Here is an 18,893-nt window from a genome sequence, read left to right as displayed (position 1 = left end):
CGGGGCTCCCTTCGGTCGCCCGCGTCGCTCGCGGCGTCCCTCGCGCGTGCTGGCTTCGTGGCCGCCAGAGGCGGCCGCTCGCAGGCACGCGCCACCGCCTCGTTTACTGACGAATGATCGGCCGAGGATGCGACGATACTTGCCGTCGGTTTGGCGGTAGCTGTTTGGTACGGTCAGTTACAGTTCCGGAAGCGAATACGACGTCGAAACGTACTAATCCGCTATCGCTTCCGACTCGCCGGCCATCGCCGACGGGTCCTTCACCCAGAGGTCGCCGAACAGGTCGTCCTGCTGGAGGCGGACCGAGCCGCGGTGGGCCATGAACAGCAGCGCGAGGTACGTCATGAACGGGCGGCCGCCGGCCGCCTCGATCTCCGCGAACAGCACCTCCGTGCGCCCGCGCTCGAAGTGCGTCCGGAGGGCGTTGTCGATCTCCACGATCACCTCCTCGATGTCCTCGTCGTGGGTGCGGTCGGTCGCCTCGCCCGCGGTCGGCTCGCCGTCCTGCCGGAACTCGTCGCCGGCGTGGTAGTCGAGCGTCTGCGTGCCGCGGGCGTGACCGTGCGGCGACTCCGAGGTGTCGTACTCGCGGGAGTCCTTCCACCACGAGCCGCGCTCGGCCTCGCGGAGCTCGCGGACCAGTTCGTCGAGCGTCTCCGGCGAACCGCGAGTGTTCTTCCGGTCGAGCCGCCGGTCCATCTCCGCCTCCAGCTTGTCGACCGGGTCGAAGCCGTCGGCGGCCAGGTCGGGCGCGCCGCCCTCCATCGCGACCTCCCACGGCTCGGGCTCCGGCTTCTCGTCCTCGTCGTCGTCCGCGAGCATGCCGTCGCTCTTCATCCGCAACAGGACGCTGGCGTAGAACAGCGCCCGCCCGGTCGTCCGGAGGTCCGTCTCGTCGAGCTTCTCCAAGAAGGCGTCCGTCACCTGGACGATGTCGATGTCCCACGGCTCGATATCGCCTTCCTCGGCGAGCTGGACGAGGAGCTCGACGGGCTCGACCTCGTCGTCGTCGGTCTCGTCGGGCGGCGACACGTCGGGCGAGTCCGGGGCGGGATCGCCGGGCGAGTCGGGCTCGCCGGTCTCCGCTCTTCCAGCTTCCGGCTCGTCGTCGGCGAGCGGGGCCGCGCCGTCGCGCTCGCTCGTCAGGTCGAGGTCGGGGACGCCGTCCTCCTCAGTCATCCGCGCTCACCTCCTCGTCGGCCTCGTCGCCGAACTGCATCCCGGTCACCGCCGAGAGGTTGTCGCCCTGCATCGTGACGCCGATGGCGCGGTCCGAGCGCTCCAACAGCGCCGAGCGGTGACCGACGACGACGAACTGCGCCTCCTCCGCCAGCTCCTCGATCATCTCGCCGACGCGCTCGGCGTTGACCGCGTCGAGGAAGGCGTCGATCTCGTCGAGCGCGTAGAACGGCGCGGGGTTGTGCCGCTGGACGGCGAAGATGAAGGAGAGGGCGGTGAGCGACTTCTCGCCGCCGCTCATCGCGTCGAGCCGCTGCACCGGCTTGTCCGCCGGCTGGGCCTTCATCGTCAACCCCTCCTCGAAGGGGTCTTCGGGGTTCTCCAGGACGAGCTCGCCCGACCCGGCCGACAGCCGCGCGAAGATGTCCTCGAAGTGGTCGTTGATCGAGTCGAACGTCGCCATGAACGTCTCCTTTTTCGCCGCCTCGTACCCCTCGATCCGCTCCTCGATGGCGTCGCGCTCCTCGACGAGCACGTCGCGGCGCTCCTGTAGCTCGTCGAGCGCCGCCTCAACCTCCTCGTACTCGTCGATTGCGAGCATGTTCACAGGCTCTAACGCCTCCATCTCGGCCTCTAGTTCCTCGATCCGGGACTCCACCTCGTCGAGGTCGGGGATCTCGTCGGCGTCGTAGTCGCCGACCTGCGACTCCAGCTCGTCGATCTCCCAGTCCAAGCGGTCGCGGCGGTCGGTGAGGTCCGAGAGGTCCGACTCCGCCGCCGAGACGAGCGACCGCTGCTCGTCGCGCGCCTGCGTTGCCTCGCGAATCTCCTCGCGGAGCGCCTCGCGCTCCTCTTTGAGCGCCGTGAGCTCTTCTTCGAGGTCGGCGATCGCCTCCTTCTTGTCGGCGAGGTCGGCCTGCTTCTCCTCGATCGCGGCCTCGTGGTCCGCGATCGCCTCCTCCGCCTCCGCCTTCGCGTTCTGCGCCTCCTCAACGTCGTCGTGGAGGTCGTCAAGCGCGTCCTCGGCGTACCCCTTCTCAAGCTCCAGCTCGTTGATCCGGCCGTCGAACGAGCTCATCCGGTCTTCGAGGTCGTCGATCTCGACGCGGATTTCGTCGGCGCGCTCGGAGAGCTCCGGGATCTTCGAGTCGGCGAGCTCGGCTTCGATCGCCGAGATCTCCTCGGCGAGCTCGTCGATCTCGGCGTCGGTCTCGGCCAGCTGCTCGTCTAACGCGGTCATCTCCGCATCGACCGACTCGCGTTCCGCCTCCAGCTCCTCCAGTTCGGCTTCCAGCTCCTCGATCCGGTCTTCCGCCTCGGCGAGGTCGGCCTCGGCGCGCTCGATGTCCGCCTCCAGCGACCGGACGCGCTCGGCCGCGTCGGCCTTGCGGTCGCGCGCGTCCTCGATGTCGTCGTCGAGGGCGTCGATCTCCGACTGGACCGACTGCCGCTCGTCCTCGAGGTCGGCGATCTCGGTCGCGAGCCGTTCGAGCTTCCCGCCGCCGGACTTCGTGAACGAGTAGCGGGAGCCGCCGCCGGAGCCGCCGGTCATCGCGCCTGACTTCTCGACGAGGTCGCCGTCGAGCGTGACCATCCGGTAGTCGCCCATCAGCTCGCGGGCGGTCGCCATGTCCTCGACGACGAGCGTCGATCCGAGGACGTACGAGAAGATCGACGCGTACTCCGCGTCGTAGTCGACGAGGTTGCGCGCGAAGTCGACGACGCCCGGGAGGGAGGGCTTCCGCGGCAGGCTCCGGTCGTCCATCTCCGTGATGGGGAGGAACGTCGCCCGCCCGGCGTTGCGCCGCTTCAGGTAATCGATACAGGTTGAGCCGACCCCGTCGTCGTCGACGACGACGTTCGCCAGCCGGCCGCCAGCCGCGGTCTCGCACGCCTCCGCGTACTGGGCCTCAACTGACCCGAGCTCGCCGACCGCGCCGTGGACCCCGTCAATGCCGCCGTTCTTCACCTCGGTGACCGCGCGGGGCCACGAGGCGTCGCCGCGCTGGTCGGCGGCGGCCTCCAGCTTGGCGTACTCGTTCTGCTTCTCGCGGAGGGTATCCTCGATCTCTTCCAGCTGCTCGCTCTGCTCCGCCTTCTCCGCGAACAGGTCGGCGACCGCGTCCTCGATGGTCGCCTCGTTCTTCTCCGCCTTGTCGAGCTCGCTCTTCAGCTCGGAGATCCGCGCCTTGTGCTCCGGGAGCGACTCGCGGGCCTCTTCCAGCTCCTCGCGGGCCTCGCTCACCGCGTTCGAGCGGCGGCGCGCCTCGTCGAGCAGCCGGTCCTTCTCGCGTTGCGTCTCGTTCTTCTCCTCGCGGAGCGACTCGATCGCCTCCTTCTTGTCCGACAGCTCGGCTTTCAGCTCGTCGAACTCGGTGTCCGCCCCCTCGATCTCGGCCTCGACGTCGGCGAGTTCGGAGCGCTTCGTCGCCAGCTCCGACTTCACCGACGCCTTCTCCACTTTGGCCTCGCGGATCTCGTCTTCCAGCTCCCCGATCGTCTCCTCCTTGCGGTCGATCTGGACGAACGCCTGCCGACGGTCGGTCTCAGCGGACTCCGCGCGCGACTCGGCCGACTCGATCTTGTCCTCCAGCCGCGAAACCTCGCCTTTGATCTCCTCGATCTCCGACCGGATCTGGATCTGCTCGTCCTCGCCTTTGGTCTCGATCTCGTGGTTGAGGTCCGCCAGGTCCTCCTCCAAGCGGGTGAGCCTCCCCTGCCGGGCGTCGAGCTCCTCGCGGAGCTCGTCGAGGTCCGTCTCCGCCTCGCCGATCTCCGCCTCGACGTCGGCGAGCGCGTCGCGCTTCTCCTCAAGCTCGGAGGCCTTGCGGAAGCCACGGTACTCCGCTAACTCGTCGCGGAGGTCCTGGTACTGGAGCGCGGTCTCGCGCTCGTCGGCGAGCTGGTCGAGCCGGTCTCGCTTCTCACCGATCCGGAGGTCTGCCTCGCCGATGCGGTCTTCGACCGTGTCGAGCTCCTCGTAGGCGGCCTCCTTTTTTTCGTCGAACTCGGCGACGCCCGCGATCTCGTCGACGATCCCCCGCCGCTGGTAGGGAGTCATGTTGATGATCTCGGTGACGTCGCCCTGCATCACCACGTTATACCCCTCCGGCGTCACGCCCGCGGCCGCGAGCAGGTCCTGAACGTCCGAGAGGTTCACCGAGCGGCCGTTGAGGTAGTAGTACGAGTAGTAGTTGTCCTCGGTCTCCTTCACGCGGCGCTTGATCGTGATCTCGGAGACGTCGCCGACGTTCTCAGTGCCGGCGGCGGAGACGACCTGCGACCGGTCGAGGACCCCGTCCTCGTTCGAGAGCACCACGGTGACGGAGGCCTCGTTCGGCCCGTCCGCGGCCTCGCCGTCGTCGTGACCGGGGTTGTAGATGAGGTCGGTGAGCTTCTGGGCGCGGATCCCGCGGGTGCGGGCGAGCCCGAGCGCGAACAGCACGCCGTCGATGATGTTCGACTTCCCGGACCCGTTCGGGCCGGTGACGACCGTGAAGTCCTCGTAGAAGGGGATCCTCGTCGTTCGCCCGAAGCTCTTGAACCCGTCCAAAACGACTTCAGTGATGTGCATTGGGGCGGAGGCGACCGCTTACGCGACGATGATGTCGTCGGTGTCGCTCGACTCGCCGTCGTCCTCGGCGGCGTCCTCCGCGTCGGCGTCGGGCGTCGTCGCCGACTGTTCGGGGACGATGACGTCGCCACCCTCCTCCGCGCTCGGCTCGGCCTCATCGGCCCCGTCGGACGACTCCTCGACGGACTCGAACACGTCGACGTGGTCGTCGGAGTGGGTCGTCCGCTCGCCGCTGGACGCGGCCTGCGCGGCGTCGGCGGACTCGGCGGACTCGGCGGACTCGGCGGCGGCCGCCGCGCTCCCTTCGGAGCCGGCCGTCGCGCCGGCGGCGTCGGCCTCGACCGCGACCGACCGCTCGTCTTCCAGCTGTCGGACGCGCTCTTTCATCTCGACGAGCTCTTCGGTGAGTCCGTTGACCGCCGCCTGTAGCTCCGCGACCTGTCGTTCGAGGTCCTCGACGCGGTTACTCATATATACACGCATGCTCGCGCGACGGGTATAAATCTGCGTCAGACACATGTGTGACCAAACACCACGATTCGGGCGGCCGCGGCAGGATTTGACCCGCACCGACGGAGTTCGGCCGGCGTCGGCGCGGGGCCGGTCCGCGCACGCCCGGACGTATCCGAGTCGTGAAACGTGTCAGGCGGCAGGGGAAGATACTAGTACTGACCCGAGGTATCAATTTGGTATGAGCAAGATCACCTTCCGAGCGGACGATGACCTTGTCGACCGCCTGGAAGCGTGTGACGCCTCCAAGAGCGAGGTGATGCGGGAAGCGCTCCGAGCGCATCTCGACGAGGGCGACGCGGAGGCGAGCGCGTCCGACGCGTCGGATGCCTCGACGGAAAGCGTCGACGACGTACTCGCGGGCCGCGTCGACGAGCTGATCGCAGAGCGGCTCGACGCCGCGCTCGACGACCGGATCGGCCCGGCATGCGGCGCTGCTGCGCCCCCAGGTGCGACCGGGGAACCCGGCGACATCAACGTAAACGTCACGCTCGACGCGCCGTCCGCCGGATCGAGCGACCCGGAGAAAGCCGTCCGTGTGGCGCGTGAGACGACTGATGACGCGGAGCCGAGTGCGCGTAAGACGGACGCGAGCGCGGGGAGTCCCCCGGACGGGCCGAGCGCGCAGCCGCGTGAGAGCGCCTGCGGCGGCTGCGGCGAGACGGTCCCCGGAGAACACGTCTACTGTCCGAACTGCGGCGAGAAGCAGTCTCACCGGGCGTTCTGTGAGTGCGGTGACGAGCTCCGAAGCGACTGGGCGTTCTGCCCGGGCTGCGGGCGTCGCACCCCGGCCGCGGACGTACTGAAAGACAGATAACAGGTTGTAAGCGCGCGTATACGGCGAACGACTCGTTTGTCTTACAACCGCCGATAGTTTTATATGAACAGCCTCGGTGATTCAAATTGCGTAAGACGGTCGTCTTACAGCGACCGTCCGGATCGGGGTGAGACCCCGTTCCCGGGCGATTGCGGACTGTAAGACACACGCGTTGCGTGGACGCCGTCTTACCGGGGGAATACAATGGAGCGTGTGACACTACGAATTCCGAAACAGCAGATCGACGAGGTCGAACAGATGGTGGAGACGGGCGAGTTCCCGAACCGGAGCGAGGCGATCCGGTCGGCCGTCCGCGACATGTTGAACGAACAGGACGGCGAGCGCGACGAGCGCGGCCGCAACCGCAGCTGGGCGAAGGTGTAAACTGATGCAAGATCTCGTTCAGGACGCCCTCGACAACGCGGAAGCGGAGAAGCGCGACATGGATGTCGACATGGACGACGACGAGTTCGGGGACCCCCGGATCGTCATCGTCGGTGCCGGCGGCGCCGGGAACAACACGGTCAACCGTCTGTATAACATCGGCGTCGACGGTGCCGACACCGTCGCCATTAACACGGACAAACAGCACCTCAAGATGATCGAGGCCGACACCAAGATCCTCGTGGGCAAGTCGCTCACGCAGGGGCTCGGTGCTGGCGGCGACCCCAAGATGGGCGAGCGCGCGACGGAGATGGCCCAGGGGACGATCAAAGAGGTGCTCGGGGACGCCGACCTCGTCTTCGTCACCGCCGGGATGGGCGGCGGCACGGGCACCGGCGCTGCGCCGGTGGTCTCGAAGATCGCCAAAGAGCAGGGCGCTATCGTCGTCGGGATGGTGTCGACGCCGTTCAACGTTGAGCGCGCCCGCACGGTGAAAGCCGAGGAAGGACTCGAAGACCTCCGCAACGAGGCCGACTCGATCATCGTCCTCGACAACAACCGCCTCCTCGACTACGTCCCGAACCTGCCGATCGGGAAGGCGTTCTCCGTGATGGACCAGATCATCGCAGAGACGGTGAAGGGGATCTCCGAGACGATCACCCAACCGAGCCTCATCAACCTCGACTACGCGGACATGTCGACGATCATGAATCAGGGCGGCGTCGCGGTCATGCTCGTCGGCGAGACGCAAGACAAGAACAAGACCCAAGAGGTGGTCAACGACGCGATGAACCACCCGCTGCTCGACGTCGACTACCGCGGGGCCTCCGGCGGGCTCGTCCACATCACGGGCGGTCCGGACCTCACGCTGAAGGAGGCCGAGGGGATCGCGAACAACATCACCGAGCGGCTGGAGGCGAGCGCCAACGTGATCTGGGGCGCGCGCATCCAGGAGGAGTACAAGGGGAAGGTCCGCGTCATGGCGATCATGACGGGCGTCCAGAGCGCACAGGTGCTCGGCCCCTCCACTCAGAAGCAGGCCGACAAGTCCCGCGCCGCGGTCAACGGCGAGGACCTCGGCGACTCGCGCCAGCGGGCGGCCGAGGCGAACGAAGCCGCCGGTGGCCGGGGCGAACCGGCGGTCTCCGGCGGCAGCGACCGCAGCGCGTGGGAGTCCGACGGCGGGAGCGACCAGATCGAGAAGAACAACGGGCTCGACGTCATCCGCTGACGCTCCGGTCGCCCGGACACCGACCGCAGTTTGCTTTTTTCCCGCGCCGACGCGTGTCTTCCGCGCTCAGACGGCTTCGATCGACTCCAGCAGTCGACACTTCCGGCAGACGTCGCGGCTCGTCTGGGAGCCGCAGCGCTCGCACTCAGAGAGGCCCGGGTTCTCGTCGCCCTCGTCGCCGTCCCCGCGGTAGGCGTCGGCCGCGAGCGCGGACAGTTCCTCGTAGCCGGCCATGATCGAGTGGCGCGCGCCCGGGTGGTTCTCCTCTAGCGCGTGGATCGTCGACTGGATCTCGCCGCGGTACGCCTCCTCGGCGTGGGGGCACTCGGCCATGTGCGTGGGGAGGTCGCGGGCGTGGCAGTACAGCGCGATCTCCTTTTCTGGCACGTCGCGGAGGGGCTTGGCGCGCGGGACAAACGCGTCGGTGTCCCCGCGCTCGTCGAAGGGGCCGAGCGAGGCGTCGAAGTGTTTCGCGACCTGTCGGACGTCGCCCTCGAGGAAGTTCATCATCGCCGTCTGCGCCTCGTCGTCGAGGTTGTGCCCGGTGAGCAGCTTGTCCGCGTCGAACTCGGCGGCGTAGTTCTCCAGCAGGTCGCGGCGGAACACGCCGCAGTACGCGCACGCCGCCATGTTCTCGGGGTCGTCCTCGACCACGTCGTCCATCCGGACGTCGAACTCCTCCTCGTAAGACACGAGCTCGTGGCGCATCGAGAGGTCGTCGGCCAGTTCCACACAGGCGTCGACGCTCGCGTCGCGGTACCCCTCGATCCCCTCGTGGATCGTCAGGGCAAGCATCTCGACGCGGGGGTCCCGGCCGAACACGTCGTCCAGAATCGTCGTCAGGGCGACGCTGTCTTTCCCGCCGGAGAGCCCGATTACCCAGCGGTCGGGGTCGTCGGGCGTCGCGTCCAGGTCGAGGAGGCCGTCCTCGCGGACCCGACGCTTCACGCGCTTCTCGACCGACTGTCGGAGGTGTTCGCCACAGAGGTGGGCCCCGGAGTAGGCGGCGTGGTGGATCGCGTCGGCCCCGCACTTGTCGCACTCCATCGGTGTCGGGTTGCGGTCGCGCGGGGATACCCGTTTCGGGCTCCGTCGGACGGTCGCGCCGGACAACCGTCGGTCGGTTGTCGCCGGTTCCGACACCGGTTTCTCGCCGGGCCTCCGCGGATCGCCGTGAGCGATTCCCCGACCGGGGTCGGCCGCGACCCCGACCCGCGCCCGCTTCGCGAGGACCCGCCGGCGGAGAGCCGTCGGACGCGGCTCTGGCGGTACGGGTTCAACTTCCTCCCCGCGTACCGAGGTACCGGGGCCCGGGTCGACCACATCGCCGCCGGCTGGCGGTACGTCCGGATCCGCGTCCCGCTGAACTGGCGCACTCGCAACGCGGTCGGCACCATCTTCGGCGGCAGCATCTACGCCGCGATCGACCCGGTGTACATGATGATGCTCCGTCGCGTCCTCGGCGACGGGTTCACGGTGTGGGACAAGTCGGCCGCGCTGGAGTTCATCGAGCCCGGCCGCGACACGCTGTACGCGGAGTTCCACCTGCCGTCGGCCGAGACCGAGTCGATCCGCGAGGCGCTCGACCCGGGGGAGTCGACCGACCGCGAGTACCTCGTCTCGCTCGTCGACGACGGGGGGGCGGTCCACGCGGCCTGCGAGAAGACGCTGTACGTGCGCCGCGACGAGTGAGGAAGTGCCGCGAACCGGCGTCGGTTCGGCTCAGTCGTCGGCGGGGGGCGCGGCGGTGTCGAGCGGCGACACCGAGATGACGAGCCGGTCGTCCGCGGTGGTGCTCACCATCTTCGACTCGGCGAACCGGCTCCCGTCCGCGCGGAGCCCCGTGCTCGTCCCGCTCCAACGCTCCCCGTCGGTCACGACCGGGATGATGTGCGTGCGGATGTGCTCGACCTCGGCGTCGGGGTGGACCCGCTGCCACGGTTCGCCCTCGAGCTCCTCGGGGTCGTACCCGTACAGCTCGCCGTACTCCTCGCCGACGAACTCGAAGGTCCCGTCCGGCCCCACGGTACAGACGCCGTCGAGGGCGACGTCTCGGCCGGCACCGTCCTCGAAGCCGGCGTCGCCGCGCCCGTCCTCCCCCGCTTCGGCGCGTTTGACGCGACGGAGCAGCGCGGTGTAACCGTCCACCCCGCCGTGTTTCGAGACGTAGTCGCTGACGCCCGCGCGGATCATCTCGGCCGCGATCTCGTCGGGGCCGGTCGCGGAGAAGAGCAGGAACGGGAGGTCCGGCTCGACCTCGCGCGCCGCCGAGAGCAGTTCGACGCCGGTCAGGCCGGGCATGTCGTAGTCGCTGACGACGCAGTCGAACGACTCGCGCTCGACCCGGCGGAGCGCCTCGCGGGGGTCCGTCTCGACCGCGGCCTCGCAGTCGAGGTCGTCGTCTCGTTCGAGGTGCGTCGCCACGAGCCGGGCCAGCCCCGGTTCGTCGTCGACGCACAGGAGGCGAAACGTGTCCGTCATGGGGAGTCCTCCGAGGGTACCGTATTTATCGGTGGCCGTTCGATATTCAGGGCTGAGAATCGCGGGCTGGACCGGCCGCTACGCCGTCGCGCCGGCGACGAGCGCCTCCTCGACCGTCTCGACGAACCGGTCGGGGTGTTCGACGTGCGGGAGCAGCCGCGCGCGGTCGAAGACGACGAGGCGCGCGTCGGCCGCGTCCGCGAGCTCGCGGCCGTCCGTCAGGGGGCTCACGGTCGCCTCCCGGCCCCAGACGATCGTCGGCGGCACGTCGAAGTCCGCGAGCGCCGCGGCGAGGTCGATCTCGCTGTTGAGCGTGCCGGAGACGAACGACGCGGGCGCGAACCGCGCGTTCTCGACGTGGGTCGTGCGCCACTCGTAGTCGGTCCACTCCGCGCTCGGGTTCGCCGGGTCGTCGTAGCCGTGGTCGGCGTTGAAGTAGCGGATCGACGGCTTCGACGTGATGACGTTGAACAGCGCCTGCCCGACTAGGGGCGCGCGGAGCAGTTCGCGGAGCCACCCCTTCGCCGGGCTCGGTCCGGCGGTCGCGGTCGGACAGACCCCGAGGAACCCGCTCAGTTCGACGCCGCCGTCCGCGTCGTCGACCGCGGCGGCCGCGTACGCGGCCGACAGCGAGGAGGCGACGACGGCCGGCTCGTCGAACTCGGCGAGGAAGTCGTGGACGAAGTCCTCGTACAGCGCGGCGGAGTACCGCAGCGGCGGCCGGTCGGACCGACCGTACCCGGGAAAGTCGGGCGCGACGACGTGGTAGTCGACCGCCAGGTCGTCGAACACCGCGCGCCACTCGCCGGAAGACCCGGCGGCGTTGATCCCGTGGAGCAACACGAGCGTCCGGTCGTCGGGGTCGCCCGCCTCGGTGTAGGCGACGTTCATCCCGCGCCAGCGGAAGGTGCCGTCGTCGCCGTCGAGCGGGGGCTCCAGTTCGCCCTCGTACCGGAGGCCGGTGTTGATAGCGGCGAGCGCGCCGACGCCAAGGGCGGCGCTTCCGAGGAGGTTCCTGAGCTTCATGGCAAACTGTTGGTTCGCTGGCGACTTATACCCGTGGGACGCGGCGGTACGTCGGGGCCGGTTCCGCGGGCGTCGGCTGGGGCCGCAATCAGTCGTCGCGGTCGCTATTGGGGCCTCGCAGTCAGGCGTCGCGGTCGCCGTCCGCGCGTTCACCGTCGACGCAGTCAGCGATCGGTCCCACGATCGCCTCCGCGACGGCGTAGGGGTCCGTCTCGCGGTCGCGGACCCGCTCCGCGAGGCGGTCGATCCCGCCGCGGCGCTCGATCTCGGCGGTCGCGAGCGCCCCCACGTCGGCCCGAACGAGGGTGCGGATCTCCTCGGCGTACCGGCGGCGTTCGGTCGTCTCGATCTCGCCGGACTCACGGAGGTACGCCGCGTGCGCGTCGAACGCCTCGATCAGCGACCCGACGCCCTCGCCACTGTTCGCGACGGTCTCTAAGACCTCGGGTGTCCACGAGTCGCCGGCGTCTCCCGAGCCGCCCCCCTCGGCCGCCGCGTGATCGTCGTCGCGGGACCCCTTCGTGGGACCGCCGCCGGTCGAGGCAGTCGAGGTCGCGCCGTGGTGACCAGCGTTGCGGCCCGTCGTTCCCCCCTCGCGGCGGTGGACCATCTCCTCTAATTCGGCCACAGTCCGCTGTGCGCCGTCCATGTCGGCCTTGTTGACGACGAACACGTCGCCGATCTCGAGGATGCCGGCCTTCAGCGTCTGGACGTCGTCGCCGGAGCCGGGCTGGACCAGCACGGCGACCGTGTCGGCCGTGCGGACCACGTCGACCTCGTTTTGTCCGGCGCCGACGGTCTCCAGCACGACCACGTCTTTCCCGAACGCGTCGAGCGCCTTCACGGCGTCCGCGGTCGCGGTCGAGAGGCCCCCGAGCTGGCCGCGCGCGCTCATCGACCGGAAGAACACGTCCATGTCGCCGACGTTCGATCCCATCCGGATGCGGTCGCCGAGGACGGCCCCGCCGGTGTACGGCGAGGACGGGTCAACCGCGATCACGCCGACCGTGTCGCCGCGCTCGCGGTAGGCGGCGGCCAACTTGTCGACGAGCGTCGACTTCCCGGCACCGGGCGAGCCCGTGATCCCGATCACGTCCGCGCCGCCGGTGTGCTCGTGGAGCGCGGAGACGATCGCCCGGTACCCCGGGGTTCGGTTCTCGATCTTCGTGATGACGCGGGCGAGCGCGCGGTGGCTCCCGGAAAGGAGGTCCTCGACGAGCGCGGCGTCCGCGTCGGAGAGCGTCGGCGCGTCCGCGAACGCGGGTGCGTCCGGCCCGGCCATCTACGCGCGCTCCGGGACGTTGTTCCGGATGAACTCGATCGTCTCCTCCATTGGGGTCCCGGGGCCGAACACCTCGGCGACGCCGAGTTCTTTCAGCTCGGTCTCGTCTTCGTCCGGGACGATCCCACCGACGAGGACCAACGTGTCGTCGAACGCGTCGTACTCTTTGAGCCCCTCGATTACCTTCGGGACGAGCGTGTTGTGCGCGCCCGAGAGGATCGAGATGCCGAGCACGTCGACGTCCTCTTGCACCGCCGCCTGAACGATGTCCTCCGGCGCTCGGTGGAGCCCGGAGTAGACGACCTCGAAGCCGGCGTCGCGGAACGCTCGCGCGATCACGTGTGCGCCCCGGTCGTGCCCGTCGAGCCCGACCTTCGCGACCAGACACCGGACGGCCCGTTCCTGCTGTTCGGCGCTCATGCCCTACGATGGGTCGCGTGCCGGTTTGATTCTAACGGAAGAACAGGAAGGTTTCTCGAGGGGCGAGCGCGGTCGGTCACCCGACGATCGTCCGGAGCGTCGACTCGGTCAACAGCGCGGTGATGCCGAGCGCCTCGGTCGTCATCCAGCCGAGGAACACGGCATACATCGCGAGGAAGACGTACCCCTCCTCGGTGGATATCTCGAAGTCTGTCGCGGACAGCACCACGACGACGAGCGTCGTGTAAAACAGGAACAGGAGCAGGGGGACGGAGGTGAGGAAGCCGATCGACACGCCACCCGCGAGGATGACGCCGATCGGCAGCGCCGCGACGAGGTTGAACGTGTTCGTCCCGAAGACGTTGGCGACCGCCGCGCGCTTGTCCCCCGCCTGCCCCATCTTCACGCCGACGAGGAGGTCGGGGAACGAACTCAGCACGGACAGCACGGTCACGGAGATCAGGAACGGCGGCGCGCCGAGCGCGTCGGCAACCTGGAGCGTCATGCCGATCATCGACTCGACGCCGACGAGCACGACGGCCAACCCGCCCGCAAATAGGCCGAGCTGCTTCGGGACGTTCGTCGACTCGGTCCGCGTCCGGTCCGACGCGCCGCTTTTGCCGCCGACGAGAAGGACCACGTACACGCCGTATAACACCAAGAGTCCGACGCCCATCTGCGGGGTGATCCGCGCGAGCTCCCGCCCGTCGGTGCCGAGGACGCCCAAGGCGATCACGCCGAAGAGCGCGAGGACCGCGACGGTGTAGAAGATGGCGTCGCGGTAGACGATTCCCTGCGTCGTCGTCGTGTCGCCGCTCGTCACGGCGACGGCGGCAGGGATGACCAAGATGTTGAACACCGCCGTGCCGATGAGCGCCCCGGCGCCGACGCCGAACTCCCCGAGGACCAAGACGGAGATCACGATGATCGCGAGCTCGGGGAACGAGGTCGCGGCCGCGACGATCAGGCCGCCCTGTATCGCCTGCGAGACGCCGAAGTGGTCGCTGATCTTCGAGGTCGTGGACTCGACGACGTTCGCGCCCTTCCAAGTCAACAGGAAGCCGACCAGGCCGAGCGCGACCCAGACGACGAGCGACTGGTCGCCGATGAGCTCGTAGAGTAGCGTCACCGTGCGATCAGTGCGCACGGAGCCGATTAGTGATTCCGGAAGCGCTCGGGTCGATCCGGTCGCCCGTGCGTCAGTCCGCCGCGCAGCGCTCGCCGCGTGTGACGACCGCGCCGCGTCGGGGACCCTCCCGGATCTCCGGATGGGTTTCGGGGGACGTTACCCGAACTTGCCCGTGATGTAGTCCTCGACGCGCTGCTCTTCGGGGTCCTCGAAGATCTTCGCGGTGTCGTCGTACTCGACGAGCTCGCCGCCCGTGAGGAACACGGCGGTCCGGTCCGAGATACGGGCCGCCTGCTGCATATTGTGGGTGACGATGATGACGGTGTACTGTTCTGCGAGGTCGTCGATCAGGTCCTCGATCTTCGAGGCCGCCACGGGGTCCAGCGCCGAAGTCGGCTCGTCCATCAGGATGACCTCCGGGTCCGGCGCGATGGCGCGAGCGATACAGAGGCGCTGCTGTTGGCCGCCGGACAGTTCGAGCCCCGAGGAGTCGAGCTGGTCTTTCACCTCGTCCCACAGCGCCGCCCCCTTCAGCGACTCCTCGACGCGCTTGTCGACATCGCCGTCGAATCCCTGTATCTTCAGCCCGTACGCGACGTTGTCGCGGATCGACTTCGGGAACGGGTTCGGCTTCTGGAACACCATCCCGATCTTCCGGCGTAAGGCGACGGGGTCGACGTCGGTGTCATACACGTTCTTGCCGCCGAACTCCACGTCGCCATCGACGCGGCAGATCTCGATCATGTCGTTCATCCGGTTGATACACCGGAGGAACGTCGACTTCCCGCAGCCCGAGGGGCCGATGAGCGCGGTGACCCGCTTCTCGGGGATCTCCATCGTCACGTCGTCGATCGCCCGTTCGTCGCCGTAGTAGACGTTCAGGTCGCGCGCCGCCACCGCGGTTTCGGCGGCGGATGCCGCGCGGTCGTCGTTCGAGTCCGCCTGTACCTCCGTCGTGATCAGCGAGTCGTCTGATGTCGTGTTGCTCATGTTAACTCCCCCGTTCCGCGCGGTTCCGCAGCAGGATGGCCGTTCCGTTCATGCCGACAAGAATGATCAGCAGCGTGATAACGCCCGCGGCGACGACGCCGTACCGGAAGTCGGCCTGCGGGAAGCCCGCCCACGTGTAGATCTGCATCGGCATGGCGCTGAACCGGCTAAACAGGCTGTCCGGCGCTCTGAACACCGTCGTCGCCGCACCGATCATGATCAGCGGCGCGGTCTCGCCGATGGCCCGGCCGAGCGCGAGGATCGTCCCGGTGAGGACGCCCGGCATCGCCTCGGGGAGCACGACGTTCTTCGTCGTCTGCCAGCGTGTCGCGCCCATGGCGTCGGAGCCCCGCCGGAGGTCGTCCGGCACCGACCGGATCGCCTCCTGTGCGGAGATGATCGTGATCGGCAGGATGAGGAGCGACAGCGTCAGCGCCGCGGTCACCGCCGTCCCGATGCCGAGTCCGAGGAGGTTCGCGAAGAGTCCCAGGCCGAGGAGCCCGTAAACGACCGACGGGACCGCCGCGAGGTTCGCGATGTTGACCTGAAGGATCCGCGTCAGCGTGCCGAGCGGACCGCTCTCGGGCGTGTACTCCTCGAGGAAGACGGACGTGCCGACGCCGAGTGCGAACGACAGCACGGCGACCAACGCGATGATGATGACGGACCCGACGATCGCCGGATAGAGCCCGGCGTCGGTCGGCGTCCGAGAGGGTGCCCCGGTGAGGAACGACCCGTCGAGCCACGGGTCGGGGGCCGGAACGCCCCACGCCTCGACGATCAGGGCCCCGGCGATCACGCCCGCACCGAGGAGGAGCGGGAGCCCGAGACCGGCGAGACCCTCCCCGGCGTCGACCACGCGAGAGACGTACGCCGCGGTCGGGACGCCGGTCAGGACGAGCACGAGGAGGACCGTGGGAGCCGGGAGCCCGGCGCCCGCGGCGAGGAATCCCCCGGCGGTCGCGACGGCGAGCGGGAGGCCGGCGACGACGGCCGCGGCGGTTCGTCCGCGGCGGCCGGCGACGAGGAGCCCCCCGGCGGCCGCGACCGGGACCGCGACCGTCCAGAGGTAGATGATGAGGTCCGACGGGTACGTGGAGACCACGTCGCGGAGGACCACCGCGGCGATCAGTCCCGCGAGGCCGACCGGTGCCGCCGCGGTCTGCGCTCGGGGCGTCGACCGACGCCGGCCGACCGCGTACAGCCCGACGGCCGGGAGGACGCCGAGCGTGTACGCGAGGAACCACAGCAGCGGGTCGAACACCAGAAACAGCGTGCCGACCGCGAGCCCGATGGCGACGCCGCCGACGAGCCGACCGAGGAGCCCGAAGCCGACCGCTCCGACGCGGCCGCCGCTCCCGACGTACGCGAGGTACGCGGTGGCCGGAGCCCCGACGACGAAGAGGTACGCGAGCTGCCAGTTGAGTCGGGGGATCGGCGAGACGAGCGTCTCGACCGCGGTGAACAGCGCGGCGACGGCGACGAGGCCGCCCCCGAGCGCGCCGAGCGCGCGCCGGGTGACCCCGCGGTCGTTCGCGCTGTACAGACAGAACGCGAGGAAGGGGACGACGAGCGTGAGGAAGTAGGTCAACAGCCACTCGGGGCTGGCGTTCGCGAGGTCGAAGGCGTCGATCGCGACGTACACGAGCAGCACGCCGAGAGCGACGAGTCCGAACACGCTCGCGCCGAAGGAGAGGTACTCGAAGACGATCCCGCGGACCCGACTGACCTCGCCGAACCCGTCCGCGTTCGCGTTGTCGGTCGCCATCAGTACTCCTCCCGGTAGCGTTGCGCGATGATATCACTGATTACGTTCATAACGAGCGTTACCGCGAACAGCGCGAGACCGAGCGCGAACATCGAGTTGTACGGGAGCGTCCCGCCGGTGAGGTCGCCGCCGGTGATCTGGACCATCGCGACGGTGATCGTCATTCCGGACTGTAAGAGGACGTCGGCGGGATTGACGAACGGGATACCGAAGAGCGCCTGCTGGACCTCGGGCATCCGCGCCTGCGCGCCCATCGCGACGACGACGATCATCGTCTCGCCGATGGCACGGGAGACGGCGAGGATGTACGAGGAGGCGATCCCGGAGATCGACGCCGGGACGACGATCCCGGTCGAGACCTCGAACTTCGTGGCACCGAGGCCGTAGCCGGCCTGACGGAGTTCGTCGGGTACCGCGCTCATGGCGTCCTCGGATATCGACGACACCATCGGGATCGTCATGATGCCGACCATGATCGACGCCGCGAGCGCGTTGAAGGTGCTCATCTCCGGGAACAGCGTCGCCTTCAGCGCCGGGGTGACGTACACGAGCGCGAAGTAGCCGTACACGACCGTCGGGATCCCGGCGAGGATCTCCAGCAGGGGTTTCAGGATCGACCGGGCGTTCGGGGTCGCGTACTCGCTGAGGTAGATGGCGGTGAGCGTCCCTACCGGAATCGAGATGAACGCCGCCGTGACCGTCACCGTGATCGTCCCGATCAACAGCGGGACGATGCCGAACGCCTGCCCGCCACCCGCCGGGTTCGGGCTCCAGTTAGTGCCGGCGAGGAACTCGGCTATCGGGATCGAGCGGAAAAACACCACCGCGTCCGACAAGAGCGTGACGAAGATCGCGGCCGTCGTGAGCAGGGTGATCGCCGCGCACGCCGCGAACAGGCCGCCGTATGTTCCCTCTTTCAGTCGTGTGAGCCCGCCCCGTCGAGACAGGTCGGGACTCTCTGTGCTGTCAGTCACGAACGGTGGGGTATCGAACGCTGTCGTAAATCAATACACCGGTTCATCGCGTGGGCTCAGCCCTGCGCCTGTTCGATCGCGTCTTCGAGGGTCTGCAGCTGCTCTTCCTGCGTCTCCTCGGTGGCTGGCACGTAGCCGACGTCGCCGGCGACGAGGTCCTCGTTCGTCGTCTGCTCGACGAAGTAGCGGGCGAACTCCGCGATGTGCTCCTCGCCCAGCGACTCGATGGACGGGTAGGTGAACAGCGGCCGGGAGAGCGGCGTGTACTCGCCCGACGAAGCCGTTTCGAGGCTCGGCTCGACCGGCCCGTCGCCGTCGTCGATCCCGAGCGCCTTCAGTTGGTCGGGGTTCTGGAAGTAGTACGCGAACCCGAAGTAGCCGATGGCGTACTCGCTGCCGGAGACGCCCTGCGCGATCGTGTTGTCCTGCTCGGTCGCCTGGTAGTCACCGGTGTGGCCCTCCTCGCCGAGGATCGCCTCGATGAAGTAGTCGTACGTGCCGGAGGTGTCGGCGGCGCCGAACCGCTCGATCTCCTCGTTCGGGAACTCGTCGCGGACCTCGTCCCACGTCTGGACGGGGTCCGACTTCCAGATCTGTGCGAGTTCCTCGGTGGTGAGCGAGTCGATCCAGTCCGCGTCGGGGTTGACGACGACGGTGAGCGCGTCAGTCGCCGCGATGAGTTCGACGTATTCGACGCCGTTGTCCGCGCACAGCTCCTCCTCTTCCGGCTGGATCGGGCGGCTCGCGTTGTTGAAGTCGGTGTCGCCCGTACAGAAGAAGTTCGAGAACCCGCCGCCCGAGCCCGTCGAGCTGATGTCGGGGTCGACGCCGGGGTGCTGCTCGGCGAAGTCCTCCATGATCGCGCTCATCAGCGGGAACACCGTACTCGACCCGGCGATGTTGATCGGTCCGGAGAGCTCGTCGCCGCCGTCGCCGCCGTCTCCGCTCTGCGTACAGCCGGCGAGTCCGAGCGCCCCCGCGCTGGCGATAGCCGCGAGCGATTTCCGCCGAGTGATTCCCGTTGCGTCCGCGTCGTGGCTGGAAGCCATCACCCGAGATGGGCGAGTTCCGGTTAAGTAGTATGCTATGAACGGTACGGGGGGTCGCGTACGGCCAAATAGCGCTATA

General features: G+C 68.5%; 17 protein-coding genes. 4 read left to right on the top strand and 13 right to left on the bottom strand.

The features are described from left to right. Positions 1 to 213 precede the first annotated feature (213 nt). The 3 genes from C464_RS02465 to C464_RS02455 are packed head-to-tail and all read right to left on the bottom strand — an operon-like array spanning position 214 to position 5,224. Entirely contained in the window at positions 214 to 1,179 is a 966-nt protein-coding gene (locus C464_RS02465; RefSeq protein WP_006111919.1) for a segregation and condensation protein A, read from the bottom strand. Beyond that, the gene (gene smc, locus C464_RS02460) at positions 1,172 to 4,753 is read right to left on the bottom strand and encodes a chromosome segregation protein SMC (protein WP_006111918.1); all 3,582 of its coding nucleotides are present in this window, start codon (positions 4,751 to 4,753) and stop codon (positions 1,172 to 1,174) included. The genes C464_RS02465 and smc overlap by 8 nt, the downstream gene beginning before the upstream one ends. 18 nt (positions 4,754 to 4,771) lie before the next feature. Next, a complete protein-coding gene (locus tag C464_RS02455) occupies positions 4,772 to 5,224 on the bottom strand; it encodes a DUF7518 family protein (protein WP_006111917.1) in 453 nt (150 codons plus the stop codon). Positions 5,225 to 5,444: 220 nt separating this feature from the next. On the opposite strand from C464_RS02455, the gene C464_RS02450 reads away from it, so the two are divergent. The 3 genes from C464_RS02450 (at position 5,445) to ftsZ (ending at position 7,695) form a co-directional block, all read left to right on the top strand. Next, the gene (locus C464_RS02450; RefSeq protein WP_006111916.1) at positions 5,445 to 6,080 is read left to right on the top strand and encodes a ribbon-helix-helix protein, CopG family; all 636 of its coding nucleotides are present in this window, start codon (positions 5,445 to 5,447) and stop codon (positions 6,078 to 6,080) included. A 204-nt stretch (positions 6,081 to 6,284) separates the two neighbouring features. Then, the gene (locus tag C464_RS02445; RefSeq protein ID WP_006111915.1) at positions 6,285 to 6,464 is read left to right on the top strand and encodes a ribbon-helix-helix domain-containing protein; all 180 of its coding nucleotides are present in this window, start codon (positions 6,285 to 6,287) and stop codon (positions 6,462 to 6,464) included. Between the two features lie 4 nt (positions 6,465 to 6,468). Further along, positions 6,469 to 7,695 carry a cell division protein FtsZ gene (gene ftsZ, locus C464_RS02440; protein WP_006111914.1) on the top strand — a complete coding sequence of 409 codons (1,227 nt, stop codon included), beginning with the start codon at positions 6,469 to 6,471 and terminating at the stop codon, positions 7,693 to 7,695. Positions 7,696 to 7,761: 66 nt separating this feature from the next. Here ftsZ and ncsA read toward each other — a convergent pair whose 3' ends face one another. Beyond that, on the bottom strand, positions 7,762 to 8,742 hold the full coding sequence (ncsA, locus tag C464_RS02435) for a tRNA 2-thiolation protein NcsA (protein WP_006111913.1): 981 nt from the start codon (positions 8,740 to 8,742) through the stop codon (positions 7,762 to 7,764). Between the two features lie 126 nt (positions 8,743 to 8,868). Here ncsA and C464_RS02430 point away from each other — a divergent pair, with 126 nt between their 5' ends. Then, on the top strand, positions 8,869 to 9,387 hold the full coding sequence (locus C464_RS02430) for a DUF4442 domain-containing protein (protein ID WP_006111912.1): 519 nt from the start codon (positions 8,869 to 8,871) through the stop codon (positions 9,385 to 9,387). A gap of 30 nt (positions 9,388 to 9,417) precedes the next feature. Here the strand turns inward: C464_RS02430 and C464_RS02425 are convergent, their stop codons facing one another. From C464_RS02425 to C464_RS02385, 9 genes are all read right to left on the bottom strand, one after another. Next, entirely contained in the window at positions 9,418 to 10,176 is a 759-nt protein-coding gene (locus C464_RS02425; protein ID WP_006111911.1) for a response regulator, read from the bottom strand. A gap of 78 nt (positions 10,177 to 10,254) precedes the next feature. Further along, complete coding sequence (locus C464_RS02420) at positions 10,255 to 11,202, bottom strand: alpha/beta fold hydrolase (protein ID WP_006111910.1); 948 nt, start codon at positions 11,200 to 11,202, stop codon at positions 10,255 to 10,257. Positions 11,203 to 11,323: 121 nt separating this feature from the next. After that, the gene (gene meaB / locus C464_RS02415; RefSeq protein ID WP_006111909.1) at positions 11,324 to 12,484 is read right to left on the bottom strand and encodes a methylmalonyl Co-A mutase-associated GTPase MeaB; all 1,161 of its coding nucleotides are present in this window, start codon (positions 12,482 to 12,484) and stop codon (positions 11,324 to 11,326) included. Beyond that, positions 12,485 to 12,904 carry a cobalamin B12-binding domain-containing protein gene (locus tag C464_RS02410; protein WP_006111908.1) on the bottom strand — a complete coding sequence of 140 codons (420 nt, stop codon included), beginning with the start codon at positions 12,902 to 12,904 and terminating at the stop codon, positions 12,485 to 12,487. A 76-nt stretch (positions 12,905 to 12,980) separates the two neighbouring features. Beyond that, the gene (locus C464_RS02405) at positions 12,981 to 14,033 is read right to left on the bottom strand and encodes a sodium:calcium antiporter (protein WP_006111907.1); all 1,053 of its coding nucleotides are present in this window, start codon (positions 14,031 to 14,033) and stop codon (positions 12,981 to 12,983) included. Positions 14,034 to 14,189: 156 nt separating this feature from the next. Further along, positions 14,190 to 15,023, bottom strand: coding sequence for a phosphate ABC transporter ATP-binding protein PstB (pstB, locus tag C464_RS02400; protein ID WP_006111906.1), 834 nt, complete (start codon positions 15,021 to 15,023; stop codon positions 14,190 to 14,192). Between the two features lies 1 nt (position 15,024). Beyond that, positions 15,025 to 16,791, bottom strand: coding sequence for a phosphate ABC transporter permease PstA (gene pstA, locus C464_RS02395; protein WP_006111905.1), 1,767 nt, complete (start codon positions 16,789 to 16,791; stop codon positions 15,025 to 15,027). Continuing rightward, positions 16,791 to 17,765 (bottom strand): phosphate ABC transporter permease subunit PstC, encoded by a 975-nt coding sequence (gene pstC / locus C464_RS02390; protein WP_006111904.1) that lies wholly within the window; start codon positions 17,763 to 17,765, stop codon positions 16,791 to 16,793. Before pstC ends, pstA begins: the two co-directional genes overlap by 1 nt. Before the next feature lie 56 nt (positions 17,766 to 17,821). Further along, entirely contained in the window at positions 17,822 to 18,814 is a 993-nt protein-coding gene (locus C464_RS02385; RefSeq protein ID WP_006111903.1) for a PstS family phosphate ABC transporter substrate-binding protein, read from the bottom strand. Between the last annotated feature and the right edge of the window lie 79 nt (positions 18,815 to 18,893).

The sequence above is a fragment of the Halorubrum coriense DSM 10284 genome, from assembly GCF_000337035.1.
In the GTDB taxonomy this organism is placed as follows: domain Archaea; phylum Halobacteriota; class Halobacteria; order Halobacteriales; family Haloferacaceae; genus Halorubrum; species Halorubrum coriense.
The sequence above is the reverse complement of the archived record's forward strand: the minus strand, read 5'-3'. Positions and strand labels throughout refer to the sequence as shown.